The sequence below is a fragment of the Devosia sp. LjRoot3 genome, assembly GCF_964252865.1.
GTDB lineage: Bacteria > Pseudomonadota > Alphaproteobacteria > Rhizobiales > Devosiaceae > Devosia.
Genome location: NZ_CAXUPK020000002.1, coordinates 285586 through 301621 on the forward strand (window position 1 = coordinate 285586; position 16036 = coordinate 301621).

Annotated in this window: 13 protein-coding genes and 1 riboswitch; of the genes, 6 read left to right on the forward strand and 7 right to left on the reverse strand. The window is 62.5% G+C overall.

The window, feature by feature from the left end; all coding sequences use genetic code 11:
• The first annotated feature begins 32 nt into the window (after positions 1–32).
• Entirely contained in the window at positions 33–962 is a 930-nt protein-coding gene (locus tag ACSQ2A_RS08500) for an aldo/keto reductase (RefSeq protein WP_436071853.1), read from the forward strand.
• Positions 963–969: 7 nt separating this feature from the next.
• Here the strand turns inward: ACSQ2A_RS08500 and ACSQ2A_RS08505 are convergent, their stop codons facing one another.
• The gene (locus ACSQ2A_RS08505; RefSeq protein WP_436071854.1) at positions 970–1917 is read right to left on the reverse strand and encodes a DMT family transporter; all 948 of its coding nucleotides are present in this window, start codon (positions 1915–1917) and stop codon (positions 970–972) included.
• A 178-nt stretch (positions 1918–2095) separates the two neighbouring features.
• Here ACSQ2A_RS08505 and ACSQ2A_RS08510 point away from each other — a divergent pair, with 178 nt between their 5' ends.
• Positions 2096–3385, forward strand: a complete 1290-nt coding sequence (locus ACSQ2A_RS08510; RefSeq protein WP_436071855.1) for an adenylosuccinate synthase — start codon at positions 2096–2098, stop codon at positions 3383–3385.
• A 48-nt stretch (positions 3386–3433) separates the two neighbouring features.
• On the forward strand, positions 3434–5470 hold the full coding sequence (locus tag ACSQ2A_RS08515) for a hypothetical protein (RefSeq protein WP_436071856.1): 2037 nt from the start codon (positions 3434–3436) through the stop codon (positions 5468–5470).
• On the opposite strand, the gene ACSQ2A_RS08520 is transcribed toward ACSQ2A_RS08515, so the two are convergent.
• From ACSQ2A_RS08520 to thiB, 3 genes are all read right to left on the reverse strand, one after another.
• Positions 5471–6109, reverse strand: coding sequence for an ATP-binding cassette domain-containing protein (locus ACSQ2A_RS08520; RefSeq protein ID WP_436071857.1), 639 nt, complete (start codon positions 6107–6109; stop codon positions 5471–5473).
• Positions 6096–7685, reverse strand: coding sequence for a thiamine/thiamine pyrophosphate ABC transporter permease ThiP (locus tag ACSQ2A_RS08525; RefSeq protein ID WP_436071858.1), 1590 nt, complete (start codon positions 7683–7685; stop codon positions 6096–6098). Before ACSQ2A_RS08525 ends, ACSQ2A_RS08520 begins: the two co-directional genes overlap by 14 nt.
• Positions 7686–7840: 155 nt before the next feature.
• Positions 7841–8845 (reverse strand): thiamine ABC transporter substrate binding subunit, encoded by a 1005-nt coding sequence (gene thiB / locus ACSQ2A_RS08530; protein ID WP_436071859.1) that lies wholly within the window; start codon positions 8843–8845, stop codon positions 7841–7843.
• Positions 8846–8913: 68 nt separating this feature from the next.
• Positions 8914–9015, reverse strand: a riboswitch (TPP riboswitch).
• 33 nt (positions 9016–9048) lie between these two features.
• Between thiB and ACSQ2A_RS08535 the strand changes: the two genes are divergently transcribed.
• On the forward strand, positions 9049–9729 hold the full coding sequence (locus ACSQ2A_RS08535; protein ID WP_436071860.1) for a thiamine diphosphokinase: 681 nt from the start codon (positions 9049–9051) through the stop codon (positions 9727–9729).
• A gap of 3 nt (positions 9730–9732) precedes the next feature.
• On the opposite strand, the gene ACSQ2A_RS08540 is transcribed toward ACSQ2A_RS08535, so the two are convergent.
• Positions 9733–12285, reverse strand: a complete 2553-nt coding sequence (locus ACSQ2A_RS08540) for an autotransporter outer membrane beta-barrel domain-containing protein (protein WP_436071861.1) — start codon at positions 12283–12285, stop codon at positions 9733–9735.
• A 217-nt stretch (positions 12286–12502) separates the two neighbouring features.
• On the opposite strand from ACSQ2A_RS08540, the gene ACSQ2A_RS08545 reads away from it, so the two are divergent.
• The gene (locus ACSQ2A_RS08545) at positions 12503–13501 is read left to right on the forward strand and encodes a helix-turn-helix transcriptional regulator (RefSeq protein ID WP_436071862.1); all 999 of its coding nucleotides are present in this window, start codon (positions 12503–12505) and stop codon (positions 13499–13501) included.
• 46 nt (positions 13502–13547) lie between these two features.
• On the opposite strand, the gene rpoH is transcribed toward ACSQ2A_RS08545, so the two are convergent.
• Entirely contained in the window at positions 13548–14414 is an 867-nt protein-coding gene (rpoH, locus tag ACSQ2A_RS08550) for an RNA polymerase sigma factor RpoH (protein WP_295415635.1), read from the reverse strand.
• Positions 14415–14646: 232 nt separating this feature from the next.
• Complete coding sequence (locus ACSQ2A_RS08555) at positions 14647–15675, reverse strand: RluA family pseudouridine synthase (RefSeq protein WP_436071863.1); 1029 nt, start codon at positions 15673–15675, stop codon at positions 14647–14649.
• Here ACSQ2A_RS08555 and ACSQ2A_RS08560 point away from each other — a divergent pair.
• Positions 15674–16027: a DUF6476 family protein gene (locus tag ACSQ2A_RS08560; RefSeq protein WP_295415631.1), complete on the forward strand. Its 354-nt coding sequence runs from the start codon at positions 15674–15676 to the stop codon at positions 16025–16027. The genes ACSQ2A_RS08555 and ACSQ2A_RS08560 overlap by 2 nt on opposite strands.
• The last annotated feature ends 9 nt before the right edge of the window (positions 16028–16036 follow it).

The window sequence follows — 16036 nt, forward strand, 5'->3', positions numbered from 1 at the left end:
TTCGGCGCCATCCCCAAATTTCCGAGGTTTCGATGAAGACCTTCAAGGTGCCCCACACCGATCTCACTGTGTCGAGCGTTGTGCTTGGGCTCATGCGCATCGCCAAGATGAGCAATGCCGAAATCCAGTCCCTGTTCGGGGCGGCCGTCGATGCCGGCGTTACCGTCTTCGACCATGCCGATATTTATGGCGGCGAGCGCCATCGCTGCGAAGAACGGTTCGGCGAGGCCATCACGCTTTCCGCCGTCGAGCGCGAAAAGATCCTGATCCAGAGCAAGGTCGGTATCCGCAAGGGCTTTTTCGATTTCTCGTCCGAGCACATTTTGCAAACGGTCGATGAATCCCTCGCCGCGCTCCGCACCGACTATCTCGACGTGCTGCTGCTGCATCGGCCCGATACTCTGGTCGAGCCTGAGGACGTCGCCGCGGCCTTCGACAAGCTCGCCGCCTCCGGCAAGGTTCGCCATTTCGGTGTTTCCAACCACACGCCCGGCCAGATCGAGGTGCTGAAGACTGCGGTCAAGCAGCCGCTGTTGTTCAACCAGGTTCAGCTCAGCATCACCCATGCCAACCTGTTCGCGCAGGGTGTGGCGGCCAATATGAACGGGCTCGACCAGTCGATCAGCCGCGACAATGGCCTGCTCGACTATTCGCGTGTGCAGGGCATGATGCTGCAGGCCTGGTCGCCGTTCCAGAAGGGTTTTTTCGATGGCGTCTTTGTCGGCGATCGCGAGGAATTCCCGGAACTCAACAATGCACTGGATGAGCTGGCGGAAAAGTACGGCGTAACGCCGACCGGCATCGCCGTCGCCTGGATCACTCGCCATCCGGCCAATGTGCAGGTCGTTCTCGGCACGACAAAGCCGTCGCGTGTCGACGAATGTGCTGCCGGCTCCTCCGTACCACTGACGCGCGAAGAGTGGTATCGCCTCTTCCGCACCGCCGGCCACACGCTGCCGTAAATTGACCTCAGGCGGCGCGCCTGCGCGCCGCCCATTCCGCCAGAATGATCCCCGCGATGATGATGCCGGCGGCGAGAAAATGATAACCTTCAAGGCTTTCGCCAAGGATCAGCACCGAGCCTAACGTGCCAAAAACCGGGATGAGATTGTGGCTTGGCGCCGCTCGATTGGCGCCGACCAGTTCCACGCCGCGCGCATAGGCGATCTGGCTGAACATCGAGGGGAAGGTCGCGACATAGGCGATCACCAGCCAAACGGTGGGCGACACATGGGCCAGCGTGCTGACCGAACCCAGCCCGCCGCCGAACAGCGCCAGCATGGCCACTGCTGCCGTCGCCGCCCCGAAAAACGAAACGGCCATGAAGCTGAACATATGCACCTTGGGCCGGAAGCGCAGAGCCAGCGTGTAGCCGGTATAGGCGAGGCAGGCGAGAATGACAAAACCGTCGCCGAGATTGACGTCCATCCGCAGGAGACGCAACGGATCGCCATGCGTTGCGGTCAGGACTACGCCAAAGATTGCCAGCAGCACGCCTGATATTTGCAGGAGATTGGCGCGCACCCGGAAAAACAGAAAATTTGCACCGAGAATCAGCATCGGCAGCGAGGCTTGCTCGATGGCTGAGTTGACCGCGGTGGTCATGGTCAGGCCGATATACAAAAAGGCATTGAACAGCGCATAGCCCACGATGCCGAAAGCCATGAGCACCGGCCAGGTGCGCTTCACCTCTGCCCAGTCGTTGCGCAAGTGCCTGTATGAAAAGGGCAAAATGAACAGTGTCGCCAGCACGCAGCGGCAGGCCAGCAGCAGGAATGGGCTGATTTCGCCCACGACCAGTTTTGCCGCGACGACATTGCCGCCCCAGAAAAGCGGCGCCAGCACGAGCAAAAGATAGGGCTGATCGAGAATACCGGCGGAAATGCCGCGCTTTTCGGTGGTCTGCGGCTTTGTCATCGGCGCTTGGGTGATGTAAGGACAATCGGACTTATCAGTTATTCGGCTGCAATCAAACCCGACACGGGCGCGGTCGAAAGGGCGGATGTCCGCAACTTGGGTAAGGGTGCAGCCTTTTGGGCCGGCCCGATTTTGTCGTGCCGGGCTTCGGCGCGCCTCAGCTAAGGAAGACTGGACTATGGCGAATGTGGTTGTCGTCGGCTCTCAATGGGGCGACGAGGGCAAGGGCAAGATCGTGGATTGGCTCTCGGAGCGCGCCGACGTCGTCGTGCGTTTCCATGGTGGTCACAACGCCGGCCATACGCTGGTCATCGATGGGGTGAGCTACAAGCTCGCGCTGCTGCCCTCGGGCCTGGTACAGGGCAAGCTGTCGGTCATCGGCAATGGCGTGGTCGTCGACCCCCATCACTTCGTTCAGGAAATGGCCAAGCTGCGCGGCCAGGGCGTGAAGATCACCCCCGAAATCCTGCGCATCGCCGACAATGCTCCCCTGATCTTGTCGCTGCATCGCGAACTCGACGGTATCCGCGAAGACGCCAATTCCGGTCTCAAGATCGGGACGACGCGCCGCGGCATTGGCCCGGCCTATGAAGACAAGGTTGGCCGTCGCGCCATCCGTCTCATCGACCTCAGTGAACCCGATACGCTCATGCCCAAGATCGAGCGTCTCCTCAGCCATCACAATGCGCTGCGCCGCGGCATCGGCCTTGCCGAGATCGAAGCGCAGACGATCTATGACGAGTTGACCTCCATCGCCGGCGAAATCCTGCCCTTCATGGACCAGGTCTGGCGCGTGCTCGACGATAAGCGCCGTGAAGGCGCCCGCATTCTTTTCGAAGGCGCACAGGGTGCGCTCCTCGACAACGATCACGGCACCTATCCCTTCGTGACCTCGTCCAATACCGTTGCCGGCCAGGCAGCAGCCGGTTCGGGCCTTGGCCCCACGGCCATTGGCTATGTGCTGGGGATCACCAAGGCCTATACGACCCGCGTTGGCGAAGGCCCGTTCCCCTGCGAACTCGATGATGAGATCGGCAGGCATCTGGCGACCGTCGGCAAGGAAGTCGGCGTCAATACCGGTCGCCCCCGCCGCTGCGGTTGGTTCGACGCCGTGTTGGTGCGTCAGACGGTGAAAACCTCTGGCATTACCGGCATCGCGCTGACTAAACTCGACGTGCTCGATGGTCTGAAAGAGATCAAGGTCTGCGTCGGCTATGAGCTTGATGGATCACGGGTTGATTATTTGCCTGCCTCAATGGGGGCGCAAGCTCGCGTTAAGCCGATCTATGAGACACTCGAAGGCTGGTCGGAAACGACGGCCGGAGCGCGCTCCTGGGCCGAGCTGCCGGCCCAGGCCGTGAAGTATGTTCGCTATATCGAAGAGCTGATCGGGGCCCCGGTCGCGCTTCTGTCTACCAGCCCGGAACGCGCGGATACCATCTTGGTGGTTGACCCGTTCCAAGATTGATAAACTTTGCTAAAAGACGTCGCTGCAATTGTGAGTACCCAGTAGCCTATGGCGGACTATAAGGAGCTGTTGCGCCGAGCGATCTCGGCGCTGCCGGAGAACAATGGGGCTGCGCGGCGCGCAGTTTACGAAAAGGCGCGCGCGGCTCTCGTCGGTCAATTGCGGGCTATCCAGCCCCCTTTGCCTGCTCGCGAGATTACGCAGCACCGGCTGCAGCTCGAAGATTGTATCCGCCAGGTCGAACAGGAAGCCAGCGAAGCCGTGATCAGCTTGGGGCGCGATGCATTGTTTGCGTCGCGTCCACCGGTCGCCGCTGCACCCGCCCCATCGGCCCCGCCTCCGCGCGCGCCCGAACCGGTGCCCGCGGTGGAAATCCAGTCCGCGCCGGCGGTGGAACCTCAGCCCGTTGTTCCCGAACCTGTTCAGGTTGTGGCGCCCAGGCCGATCGAACAGCCTGCGCCGCAGGTAGTTGAAGCCGAAGCAGAGCCTGAATCGGACGAATTGCCTGCTGATGTCGTCCCGACCGAAGCGGTCGAAGACGACGAAGGCCCGCTCTCGATCGAAGAGATCATCGGTCAGGCTGCAAGCGTCAGCGGTGCCCAGGTGGAGCCGGTCGTGGCTCCGCTCGTCGTCAAAGACGAAGCCATTGCCAAGCCGGTGGCGCCGGTTGCCGTGGAAGAGGTCCCCTCTCCCAGCGCCAATGCGCCGGTTCCGCTCAAGCGCCCGAGCATCCTGCCCCGTCGCGACGCCGCTGCTGTTGTCAGCACCGCCGCCAATGGCGGTTTTAACGCGCAGCCGGTCATGGCGCGTGTCGAACCCTCCATGGGGTCGGCTTCTGCACTGGCCCGTCAGACTGTCGTCGAGCCCGAAATTAGCGTCGTCGAACCGCAGGTCGAAACCGCCCTGTCGAGCGTTAGGGAAGTCGAGGTCGAGCCCGACGACACGCGTGAAGCCGAAGGCGCCATCGAACGGGCCATAGAAACGCTCGATCGCGAAGCCCGCGGCGAGCCGACTGAAATGTTGCCCGAGCGCGAAACTCGGGCGCCTATTCAAGAAAATCTTGCTGACGAGAACGCTGACCCCAGCGCTTTCGACACAGCCGAAAGCGATCGCCGCTCCGGCGCCGGCATGACGATTTTCCTTATCGTCTTTGCTCTTCTCCTCGTCGGTGCCGGTGGCGCAGGCTTCTGGGCCTGGCGCGAGGGCTATGTCGATCTCGACCAGATGTTCGGTCGTACCGAAGCGGCCGTGACCGAAACCGCAGACGCGCCCACCCCCACGACACCGACGCTCGATGCGCCGGCCGCGCCTGACACCACGACCGGCCCGGGCAATACGGCGACCACCACGACCAGCGAGCCGACCACGGCCATCGAAGGTATCGATCTTGACGAACGGCTGGAGCCGACGCCGGAGGCGGTGACGCCGAGCGGCACCGAGACCGTGCTGCCCTCGATCAATGGGGGAGAGAACAAGACCGAGGAGCGCCTTTCGGGCGCCGATACCAGCATCGCGGCGACCAATGATCCGGCCAATAGTGTCGACCCGGCAGTGCTCGCCGGCAGCCAGTCGCTGCTGCTCGAGGCTTCGGCTGATGGCCGTACCGGCGCCGTGCCCTTCTCGGGCACGGTCGAATGGACCAAGGGTGAGGATGAGCTTGGCCTGCCGACGCTGATCGGCGAGGCCAGCATTCCGGCGCGCAATCTCAATGTCTCAGTCACGATCCGCAAGAATGGCGATCCGAGCCTGCCGGCCAGCCACCTGATGGAAGTCAATTTCGACGTCAACGACACCTTTGTCGGTGGCGCGATTTCGAGCCTGCCGGGCGTGCTGCTCAAGAATGAAGAACTTGTGCCGGGCACGCCGCTGGTCGGCGCCTCGGCCCGCGTCATGGGCAATAGCTTCCTCTTCGCACTGTCGGCCTCGCCCGATGATCAGACGACCAATTCGCAGCTTCTGGAATCGCGCCGCTGGCTCGATCTTGCCATTGTCTATGGCACGGGCCGCAACGCCATCCTGACGCTCGAAAAGGATTCCGATGCGCAGGCACTGTTCAACGAAGTTTTTGCCGCCTGGGCGCAGTGATCAGGCCGGCGTGAGCCGGCCTTCCGCCAAGCGATAGCGGCGCGTTGCAAGCGCCGCTATATCGTCCTCGTGATGGCTCACGAGGATGGTGTGCCAGCCTTCGCTCTGCGTCAGTTCGCCCACCAGCGCGCGAATAACTTTTCGCGTGTCGTCATCGAGCGCTGAAAAAGGTTCGTCCAGCAGCAGGATGGCGCGGTGGCGCAGTAGCGTGCGAGCCAAAGCCACGCGCTGCTTTTGTCCGCCCGAAAGCGTTGCCGCGGTCTGATCGGCAAGACCTTCCAGCCCGACGCGCGCCAAAACCTCTTCGACGCGTTGCCGGCCTTCGGCCTTGGCCGTGCCCTTTGGCAGGCCAAGGGCGACGTTCTCGCGCGCGCTCAGATGGTCGAAAAGATTGTCCGATTGCAGCAGCAGCGACAGTGGCCGCGTTTCCGGTGGCAGCGGCAGCAGGTCGACGCCGTCGAGCGTCAGCGTGCCGCTCTTCGGCGTCAAAAAACCGGCGATGAGGTCGAGCAGTGTCGACTTGCCCGAGCCGCTCGCCCCGGAAATGGCCGTGATGGAGCCAGCCTCGGCCTCGAAGGAGAAGTCATAGGTCTGCGCCCCTTTTCCATAGGCGAAGGCGAGGTGCTCAGCGCGAAGCATGGGCGATCCTTTCAAAGAGGCGCGGCAGGCCGACAAAGGCGAGAATGGTGCCGATCAGCAAAATGGCGGCGATGGCAGCGGCGTCATTGCTGCGATAGGCACCGAGGGCGCGGAACATCATCAGCGGCAGGGTCTGGAAATCCTGCGTTCCGAATAGGGCTATCACCCCAAGATCACCGAGCGAGAAGCAGAAGGCGAGCGCGAGCATGAGCCCGATGTCTTTGCCGAGCAGCGGATATTCGACCCGCCAGAACTGCTGCCAGCCGGAAAGTCCCAGCGAGCGAATGAGTTTTCCGCGCGCGCGTACCATGGCATCGAGCGGCGGGCCGAGCGTTGCGACGGCAAAGGGCAAAGCAAGGAGGCTATTGGCTATGATCACCACAACTGGCGCGGCTTGTGCTGGCGCCACCCCCAGATTGCGCACGATGAGGAAGAAGCCGAGCGAGAGCACCACGGCGGGCACGGCGAGATAGGCAAAGCTCGGCGTGCCGAGCAGAATGCGCACCGGCCTTGCCGCGCTCGCCGCACGCCCCAGTGTCAGAGCAAGTGCGAGCAGCAGGGTCAGTACGGCCGAAGTGCTACCGATGAGGAGGCTCGTTCCCAGCGCCCACCAGAATGTCGATTGCGCCAGAACCCGGCCAAAACCGGAGACAATGCCGTCGATCAGCACCGAGAGTAGGGGCAGGGCAAAGCCCACCGTGGCCAGCAACAGAACCAACCATTGCAGCGCCTGCGCCGGGACCGCATCCCGCCAGCTCGGCGCGACCGAGCGGCCATGCACGCTGACGACGGGCGTGCTGGCCGAGGCCAGCAGGATGACCACGGCGCATACCGCGATCTGGGTCAGTGCCAGACGCACGGCGCCGACGAGATCGAAATCGAGCCGAACGGCAGAATAGATGGCGACTTCCAGCGTCTGATTGGCCGGCCCGCCGCCGAGCAGCAGGACGATGGGAAAGCTGGTGAAAGCGAGAAGAAAGATGATGGCGCCAAGCCCCGGCAGGCTCGAACGCATGGCGGGCCAGTCGATGAGGGCAAAGCGTTGCGTTGCCGAGAGCGCAAGAGATTGCCCGACCTTCAATCGCGTCGCCGGAATGGCATCGAGCCGCGCCAAAAGAATACGCGCGGCAAAGGCGCCATCGAGAATGACGTGGGCGAGCAGAATGCCCGAAAGCCCGAAGGCGGGATTGCCGAGCGAAAAGCCGAACAGGGCCTCACTTGTCTGATTGATCCAGCCATTGCGCCCCCAGATGGAGAGGAGGCCAAAGGCCACAACCATGCCGGGTGTGACGATGGCGGCGGCAAAGAGCCCGACGACGAGATCACGACCGGGAAAGCGCAACCGGTTCAGCGCCCAGGCCAGCGCAGTGCCGACGGTGAGCGACAGCACGGTCGTCAGTCCCGCCTGAATGGCGGTCATGCGCAGGAGATGAGGGATGTCCACGCGGGAAACCGAACTGGGTTCGGTGGCGGCATCGAGAATCGCCCAGAGCACTGCCGCGATCAGGCCGGCAATGGCGATGGCGAGAACGCTTGAAACGACAATGCGGGCGCGGCGGGGCGGAAGGGTCAGCATTTCTGGTCGCACGCGCCGGCGGGCACCCTCCCCCTTGCGGGGAGGGCTGGGGAGGGGGACGGGAGCCACGATGGTGCCGTGCTTGCCGCCACCCCCTCCCAACCTCCCCCGTCAAGGGGGAGGTGCTGCATCGTGCTTGTGGCCTGCATCTTTGCCTACTGAACCGCCGCCAGCATCTCGTCGATCCAGGCGGAGGAATTAGCCAAAATATCCTCATCGCTCAGGCGCAGGGTCTTTTCCGGCTGCGGCAGGGTGGCAAAGGCGGGATTGAGATCGGCACCGAGATCAACAACCGGGAACATCCAGTTGGTCGTCGGGATGATCTTCTGGCCCTCGGGCGAGGCGAACCAGGCGAGGAATTGCTTGGCCAGTTCCTGCTGGTCCGAAGACTTCAAAACGCCGGCTACTTCGATCTGCGGATAGTGCCCCTCTTCGAACAGCGCCGCCTTGATGGTCTCATCCTTGTCTTCGATGATGTGATAGCCGGGCGAGGTCGTGTAGGAGAGCGCCATATCGGCTTCGCCATCGAGGAAGAGCGAATAGCTCTCGCTCCATTCGCGCGTCACGGTGAGGATGTGCGGCTTGAGGCCGGCCCAGATTTCAGAGGCGCGATCGCCATAGGCGGCCTTGATCCAGAGCACGAGCCCGAGACCGGGCGTCGCCGAACGCGGATCCTGCACCACGATCTTGAAATCTTCCGGCATGGCGATCAGCTCTTCGAACGACTTTGGCGGCGTTGCCGTCCGGTCCGTGTCGTACATGAAGGCAAAGTGCGAGTAATCGAACGGCACGAATTGCGCATCGGTCCAGGCTTCGGGCAGCGCCAGCCTATCGAGCGTCAGGCCGTGGTCGGCGAAGAGCCCGGTCGCGCGCGCTTCCCCAGCAATGGCGGTATCGAGACCAACGATGAGATCGGCTTCCGTCGTCGCGCCTTCGAGCTGCACGCGGCGCAGCGTACCGATGGAACTATCGGCAGCGACCCAGTTCAGCTTGCAGCCGCAGACCGGCTCGAACGCGGCCGAAAGCTGCGGCCCGGGGCCCCACTCGGCGGCAAAGCCGTCATAGGTGTAGATGGTGAGCGTGGGCACGTCCTGCGCATGTGCAGAAACAGCAGACAATCCAATAAGGACCGCAAGCGCCATGGAGGTGGACTTGACCATTTGGTCATCCCTTCAACGGTTGCGGCCATGGGAGAAGGGTATGTGTCAATGGGAAGAGCACGAAAAGGCACCCTTGCCATCTCGAACTTCCTCCGCCAGCATGACCTGGTTCAGGTTCAATGGGTAACTCTCAGCTCCGGCAGCTATCCGGAACACCCCAGCGAGACGGGTCGGACCTTATTGAGAGAAATGTGACAGTGCAAGTGACTTCAGAACGCGAGCCCAATGGGTCGCCGCTGGTCTTTGATCGCCCCCTCGCCATTGTCGGCGGCGGCACGGTGGACGGCGCTTTGCTTCGCGAATTGGCCGAAAAAGGGGTGGTGTTGATCGGGGCCGATGGCGGCGCCGACACGATCGATGCGGCGGGCCTTTTGCCCGATGCCATCATCGGCGATCTCGATTCGCTGACGAACCGCGCCGGCTGGGAAAGCCGCACGCGCGTCATCCACATCCCCGAACAAATCACCACCGATTTCCAGAAGGCCCTCTATTCAACCGAGGCGCCTGTCACCCTTGCGCTCGGCATGACCGGCAAGCGCCTCGACCACACCCTCGCCGCCCTCAGCGCCGTGCTGCAATATGCACCAAGCCGCCGGCTCATGCTGGTCGACGAGGTCGATGTGGCGCTCGCCGTTACCGGGCCCATTGCCTTTGAAGCGGGCAAGCGCGAGCGCGTCTCGATCCACCCGCTGGTGCCCATCCGCTTCCGCAGCTCGACGGGACTTTTCTATCCCATGGATGGCCTGCTGCTGGAGCCTGGCGGCCTCATCGGCACGTCGAACGAGGGGACGGGTGGACCCGTTGAAGTCCTCCCCGAGGATGAGACGCCGTGGCTTCTCATTCTCGCAAAGGAACGCCTCTGGGATCTGATCGGCGCGGTTTGAGTGTCAATAGTGTCCGGCCAGCGTCGCCTTGAACACGTGGCTCTGGCCGGCATTCGACAGGATGCCGTCATAGCTTAGGTCGAACTCCATCTCCTTGACCGTCTTCCAGCCCAACCCGGCTTCGAGGACCAATGCGTCAGTCGCCAGGGGTGCACCGGCGACGGTAAAATTGTCGCCGCTGGCAAAGGCATGGGTGGATTTTGGCGTATCGGCGAAGGCATGCCGCCAGCCGAGGCCGCCACCAAAGCTCACTGTCGAGCCGTCTTCGAGCACCAGTTCGCGCTCGATATCGAGGCCGAGCGTGGTGAACAGCGCCGCGCTCACCCCATTGGCCACATTCAACGCTGCCGGCCCGCCCGCCTCGGTAAAACCGCCGCTGGTCGCCACCACATAGGCGCCCTCGCCATAGGGACGCAGCACGAAGGCGGGCAGAACGAAATCGTGGGAAAGACGTCCGAAGGCCTGCGTGGTCGTCGCGCCAGAATTGCCGGTCAGGGTGGCGGAGAAGCGCCGCCCCATGTCGAACTTTCGCTGGGTATCGATACTGTGCAGGGCGAGATCCAGCCCCAGATCGAGAGCCGTGGCGCCCCATTCGGTGCCGGCATAGGCACCAAGCCCAATGGTATTGATCGTTCCAGTGGTCGAGCGGTCGGGAATGGAGAGCCCCGCTGTACCGCCGTGGACCAGGAGGCCCGCCAGCCATTCGCCAAGATAGGCATCGGCGCCTGCGGCGAGATCGAAGCCGCCGGCCCCGACCGCTGCAGCATTGCCGTCGGACGCAAGCGAAACATCGCTGGCCTCGACCAGTGCCCACATTCCTTCCTCATCATGGGCGAGGCGATCGAAGGCCGCCTCTCGTGGCAAGCGGGATTTTTCGAGCAGCACCGAGCGAACCGAGGCATGAGCTTCGCCCGAGAGGTTGTCGAGCGCCTGCCGCGCCGCGGGCACCGTCAGGGTGAGCATGGACTGGACGACGGGATTGTTGGTCGCCAACGTATCGAGTGCCTTGGCCACGGCCTGCTGGTTCGGCGTCTCCGCGCCCACGACGAAGTTGGAGCTTTGGAAGAGCGTCACGAAGGCATTTTGCCCGTCATAGCTCAGCACCGGTGTTATGAAGGCCAGGTTCGTCGTGGCATTGGTAAAGGTGCCCGTCAGTCCCATGGACGCATGGATGATGTTGTAGCTATTGCCCACCAGATAGTCGGGCGATGCAGAGACCCGAACCGTGCCGCCGTTGAGCGTCGCGGTATTGGCGATAATGAGGTCCGACTGGCCCGCCGAATCGACCTCGACATCGTAGAAGGAACCCGCATTGAAGGTGACATCGGTCGCTAGCACCGTTCCGATGGAATTGCCGGGCGCCACGGTGCCGCCTGCTCCGACTGCGATGGTACCAAGCTGCCCTGTACCCCCAACGCTGCCGCTGCCTGACACATTGAGCGTGCCGCCCAGCTTGTCGACGATGATCAGCTTGCCGCCCGTCACATTGGTCGTGCCGGTGAAGCCCTGGGAATCCGCGGTGAGTGTCGTGGCGCCAGAGACATGGTTGATGGTGCCGTTGCCCTGGATTTGTCGGATAAGGCTGTAGGCGGTGTCGGTGTGGTTGAAGTTTAGCGTGCCATTGCCCGCCCCAAACTGGATGGGGCCAGTCGCCGACAAGGTGCCTGCCGCCCGTGCAGTCTGCCCAAGTGCCGACCCGATATTGATGGTGCCTGTGCTCGTGGCATGTTGGGCGATCTGGATTGTCGCCGCAGATGCGGCGATACCACCATCCCATACGGTCAGCGTACCGCTACCGTCCTCGCCGACCACGAGATTGCCGAGTGCGGCAAGGGTCGAGCCGCTGCCGCTGACAGCGATCGTGCCGACCCCCGACGATGCCTGTCCGATCGAAATCTGGCTTGCCTCCAGAAGTGCGCCGTTGTGGACAAGCAGTCCACCTTCGCCATTCTGTCCGATCGCAATGCCCAAAGACGTCGTCAGCAAGGTTCCGGTGTCCGACACCGTGATCGTGCCCTTCGATCCCAGTGCTTGACCGGCCACAAGGTAGGTCATTGCGGCCGTCGCCCCGCCCGAGATGGCAACCGCGCTTTCCCCTGTCACGCCGGCAGTCATGCCGGAGCTGCTGGTCAATGCGGTCCCTGCGCCGGAAATCAGCAGGTTGCCAATGCTGCCGACATCCAAGCCGAGGTTCAACGCGCCCGCGTTCAGGGTGCCGCCGTTAAGAATCTGGAGAACGCCGTTTCCGGTGCCGGTACCGATCCTGACAGCACCTGTATTGCCGACTATGCCGTCGAGTTGCGGTCCATGGGGCGTGTTGGTCTCGACGGTGGTCACGTCGCCTGCGGTCGGTACGCCGCTATCCCAGTTGCCGGCGTCGCTCCAGTCGGCGCTGTTGGCACCGCTCCAACTCGTTTGCCCCAAAGCAGGAATCGCGATGATAGCCAGTGTGGTTGTCGCCAGGAGGCAGATGGCGATGGAGCGTAGTATAAGGCCCTTATGCTGTTGAAGCGCTGTCTTCTGCCAAAGCTGTGTAGCAGGGTGTACTGGGGTCATCTATGCCTCGAATGGACGCGCTCCGGGCGCTTGACGCAGAGACATCACATTCGGCCTGCCTCGTCTTGACGCTGCACGACAGATGGCTTGGCGCCATACGACATCGCCTGTTGTGGATCCGCCGATGTGTCGAAAATGCCGCCTTATCAGGGTGTTGTCGGCTTGACGTGCCCTTGCGGTGATCCAATAGTCGCGGTCTCCGCGGAGCATTTCGGCAATGACGATACTGGGGCAATCGTTCGCTTCTCCGGCGCCAACGCTGCGCTTTTCGATCAGCGCCGCGCCTATCGATAGACGGGCGTCGGCCATGGCCGATTTCCTCGTCGAACTGATGCGCACCGAAGTTCACTTGCCCGACGAGGACACACCGTTTCGCTACGAGGCACAGCTGCGCGTCGTACAGGGCGCCAGTTGGGGCAGCGCCCGCTCTTCGGCTATCGTCACAAGGCGCACGCGGCAGCTGCTCAAAGACGATCAGGATCATGTCATGCTGGTCATGCCGGGTGCAAAAATGGTCCTGCAAAGCCCAGGCAAAGACGATCTGGTCATAGCGGCCGGCGAGGCAATGCTGCTGTCGCATCAGCGCGAATCCCAGATCATCGTGCCGAGCTTCCAGCACAATTGGGCGCTGCGTGTGCCGCATCGCGATCTCGCGGCCCTTGTGCCTGGGCTTGGCGCGGCACCGCTCACGGTCTTGCGGCAGAACACGCCCATGCTGTCGCTCTTGCGACGCTATGGGCAATTGCTCGATGCAGAGCCGCTTGCTGATCCGATGGAGCAGGCGTTTGTGGCGCGCCAGCTTCTGCAGATGCTGGCACTGGCCGTCGGGACAGCGCCCGATCTGGCACGGCATATCGAACAGGAAGCGGTGGCGCCGGCCCGTCTTGCCGCGATTGAAGCTGATATCGTGGGTAATCTCGGCAACACCAATCTGAATCTGAACTGGGTCGCGGCGCGACACGGCCTTTCGCCACGCCATCTGCAGCGACTTCTAGCGCAGCGCGGCACCAGCTTTTCCGACTTTGTTGGGAGTAGCCGCCTCGGCAAGGCACGGCAGATGCTCGAAGATCCGCGATTGGCCTCGCGCTCCGTCGTCAGTATTGCGCTCGAATGCGGTTTTCCCGAAGCCTCGTCGCTCAATCGAAGCTTTCGGCGCGCCTATGGCATGACGCCGACCGATGCGCGCGTCGCAGCGCTATCGCTCAGGCACAAATGAAAAGGCCGGCCAAAATGGCCGGCCTTCGGATCAATGTTGGTCGGGCTTAGTGCTGCGCAGCTTGCTGCACGGCTTCCTGTACCTTTTCAAAGGCGCGGACTTCGATCTGGCGGATGCGCTCGCGGCTGACGTCATATTGCTGGGCCAGTTCTTCAAGCGTCGCGGGATTATCCTGCAGGCGGCGGGCCTGGAAGATGGCGCGTTCGCGTTCGTTGAGCACGTCCATGGCCTGGTTGAGCAGGGTCATGCGCTCGTCGAATTCCTGGGTTTCACCCAGGCTCGTTTCCTGGTCCGGCGTGTCATCGACCAGCCAATCCTGCCATTCCGATGAGCCTTCGTCTGCCCGCATGGGCGAATTGAGCGAAGCGTCGCCGGAGAGGCGCGCATTCATCGACACAACGTCGTCTTCGGTCACCTTGAGCGTCGTGGCGATCTGCTTGATCTGGTCGGGATGGAGGCTGCCATCGTCCAGGGCTGCGATCTGTCCCTTTACCTTCCTGAGGTTGAAGAACAGACGCTTTTGCGCGGCGGTGGTGCCGATCTTCACGAGGCTCCACGAACGCAGCACATATTCCTGGATGGCGGCACGGATCCACCACATGGCATAGGTCGCAAGCCTGAAACCCTTTTCGGGTTCGAAGCGCTTGACCGCATGCATGAGGCCGACATTGCCTTCGGAAATGACTTCAGAGATCGGCAGGCCATAGCCACGATAACCCATGGCGATCTTGGCGACGAGGCGCAGATGGCTTGTGATCAGCTTCTGGGCCGCGCCTGGATCGGCATGTTCCTTGTAGCGCTTGGCGAGCATGTATTCTTCATCCGGTTCCAACATGGGGAACTTGCGGATTTCCTGCAGATAGCGGCTGAGACCGCCTTCAGAGGAGAGGACGGGCAGATTGGTTTGGGCCATGGACGCACCCCCTTTCGTATCCCCCGCATTGCGCGGGCGGAAGAATCTTCCCCTGTCCGTACGGCACAGGCGAAGACGCACCGCCTAATATAGGCGGCAGTTTGTCGATTTTAAGAGGCAGAAACCCGATCCAACGTTACAATTTGGATAAGGTTCCCGCTGGCATTTTTGATGTGCCTCAAACACTACGTGCCAGCGGGCCTTTCGGTTCGATCACCCTTGAGTGATGCCGTCAGCGCGCAAAGGCCTTGTCGAAGGGCTCAAGCGCATCCTGCAGCGCCTGCAGATCGTCGGGCAGGTCTGCCTCGAACATCATTTCTTCGCCTGTTACCGGATGCTCGAAGCCGAGTTCGGCGGCGTGCAGCGCCTGGCGCCCGAGCGCGCGAACGGCATTGGCCAGTTCCTCGGGCAGGCGGTTGACCTTGGTGACATAGCCCGAGGCATAGACCTGGTCGGCAACGAGCGGATGGCCGATATGAGCCATGTGCACGCGGATCTGGTGGGTGCGGCCGGTTTCGAGCTGGCACTGGATGCGGGTAATATCCCAGCCTTGGTCACCATAGCGCGCCTCGACCGAATAGTGGGTAATGGCCTCGCGCCCATCCTTGCGCACGGCCTGCTTCAGGCGATTGCCGGGGTCGCGACCGAGCGGTGCATCGACCGAGCCAAGAGCACTCTGGGTCGTCCCCCAGGCAAAGGCGGTATAGGCGCGATGAAGCGGTCCGGTGCGCCCATGATCGGCGAACTGCTTTGAGAGGTGTTTGTGCGTTTTTTCCGTCTTGGCCGCCACCATGACGCCCGACGTGTCGCGATCGAGGCGATGCACGATGCCGGGGCGCTTCACCCCGCCAATGCCTTTCAGACTCTCCCCGCAATGGAAGATCAGCGCATTGACCAGCGTGCCATTGGGCGAGCCGGGGGCAGGGTGCACCACCATGCCGACAGGCTTGTTGATGACGATCAGCTCGTCATCCTCATAGAGGATGTCGAGCGCAATATCCTCGCCCTGCGGCTCCGGATCTTCCGGGGGTGGGGCAAGAAGGACGATTGTCTCCCCGGCCTTCAAGCGATACTTGGGTTCGCTGACGGGCTTACCGTCGATGGTGACGGCGCCAGCAAGGATCAGATCCTTGATCCGGCTGCGGCTCAGGACGTCGTGTTCTCTAGCGAGCACGGCATCGAGCCTGCCTCCGGCGTTGGCTTCATCGACGACAAGCTCGATCGGCTCGCCCTCGAATTCTAGATCGGTATCGTCCGCCATGAGTGATCCTGACAAGTCCGGCAATAAGCCCGCCCCCGCCGAAACCGAAGTCTCGCCCGAGGCTGCCGCCGCTATTGGAAAAGCACGCCGCTCGGCGGGTTTCGCCATGGGCATCATGTTGCTGGGCTTTATGGCGATTGGCGTGGCGGTTGTCTATCGCCTCATGCGCGATGCGCCACCTCCAACCATTGCCGCAAGCGTGGCCGTTCCGGCCGGGGCCGAGGTCGTTTCGGCCGTGACATTGGATGGGACCATTCAGGTCACCTACCGCGCTGGCGGCGCGGTCATGCTGTCCGTGTTCGATTCCAAGACCGGCGAATTGCGTCAAAGCACGGAAATCGCGGCGCAGTAAATGCGGCGA

What these genes read in the sequence shown, in the direction of transcription:
- ACSQ2A_RS08500 (WP_436071853.1), top strand. Translation starts at nt 33, where the DNA reads ATGAAGACCTTCAAGGTGCCCCACACCGATCTCACTGTGTCGAGCGTT.
- ACSQ2A_RS08505 (WP_436071854.1), bottom strand. Translation starts at nt 1,917, where the DNA reads ATGACAAAGCCGCAGACCACCGAAAAGCGCGGCATTTCCGCCGGTATT.
- ACSQ2A_RS08510 (WP_436071855.1), top strand. Translation starts at nt 2,096, where the DNA reads ATGGCGAATGTGGTTGTCGTCGGCTCTCAATGGGGCGACGAGGGCAAG.
- ACSQ2A_RS08515 (WP_436071856.1), top strand. Translation starts at nt 3,434, where the DNA reads ATGGCGGACTATAAGGAGCTGTTGCGCCGAGCGATCTCGGCGCTGCCG.
- ACSQ2A_RS08520 (WP_436071857.1), bottom strand. Translation starts at nt 6,109, where the DNA reads ATGCTTCGCGCTGAGCACCTCGCCTTCGCCTATGGAAAAGGGGCGCAG.
- ACSQ2A_RS08525 (WP_436071858.1), bottom strand. Translation starts at nt 7,685, where the DNA reads ATGCTGACCCTTCCGCCCCGCCGCGCCCGCATTGTCGTTTCAAGCGTT.
- thiB (WP_436071859.1), bottom strand. Translation starts at nt 8,845, where the DNA reads ATGGTCAAGTCCACCTCCATGGCGCTTGCGGTCCTTATTGGATTGTCT.
- ACSQ2A_RS08540 (WP_436071861.1), bottom strand. Translation starts at nt 12,285, where the DNA reads ATGACCCCAGTACACCCTGCTACACAGCTTTGGCAGAAGACAGCGCTT.
- ACSQ2A_RS08545 (WP_436071862.1), top strand. Translation starts at nt 12,503, where the DNA reads ATGACGATACTGGGGCAATCGTTCGCTTCTCCGGCGCCAACGCTGCGC.
- rpoH (WP_295415635.1), bottom strand. Translation starts at nt 14,414, where the DNA reads ATGGCCCAAACCAATCTGCCCGTCCTCTCCTCTGAAGGCGGTCTCAGC.
- ACSQ2A_RS08560 (WP_295415631.1), top strand. Translation starts at nt 15,674, where the DNA reads ATGAGTGATCCTGACAAGTCCGGCAATAAGCCCGCCCCCGCCGAAACC.
- ACSQ2A_RS08555 (WP_436071863.1), bottom strand. Translation starts at nt 15,675, where the DNA reads ATGGCGGACGATACCGATCTAGAATTCGAGGGCGAGCCGATCGAGCTT.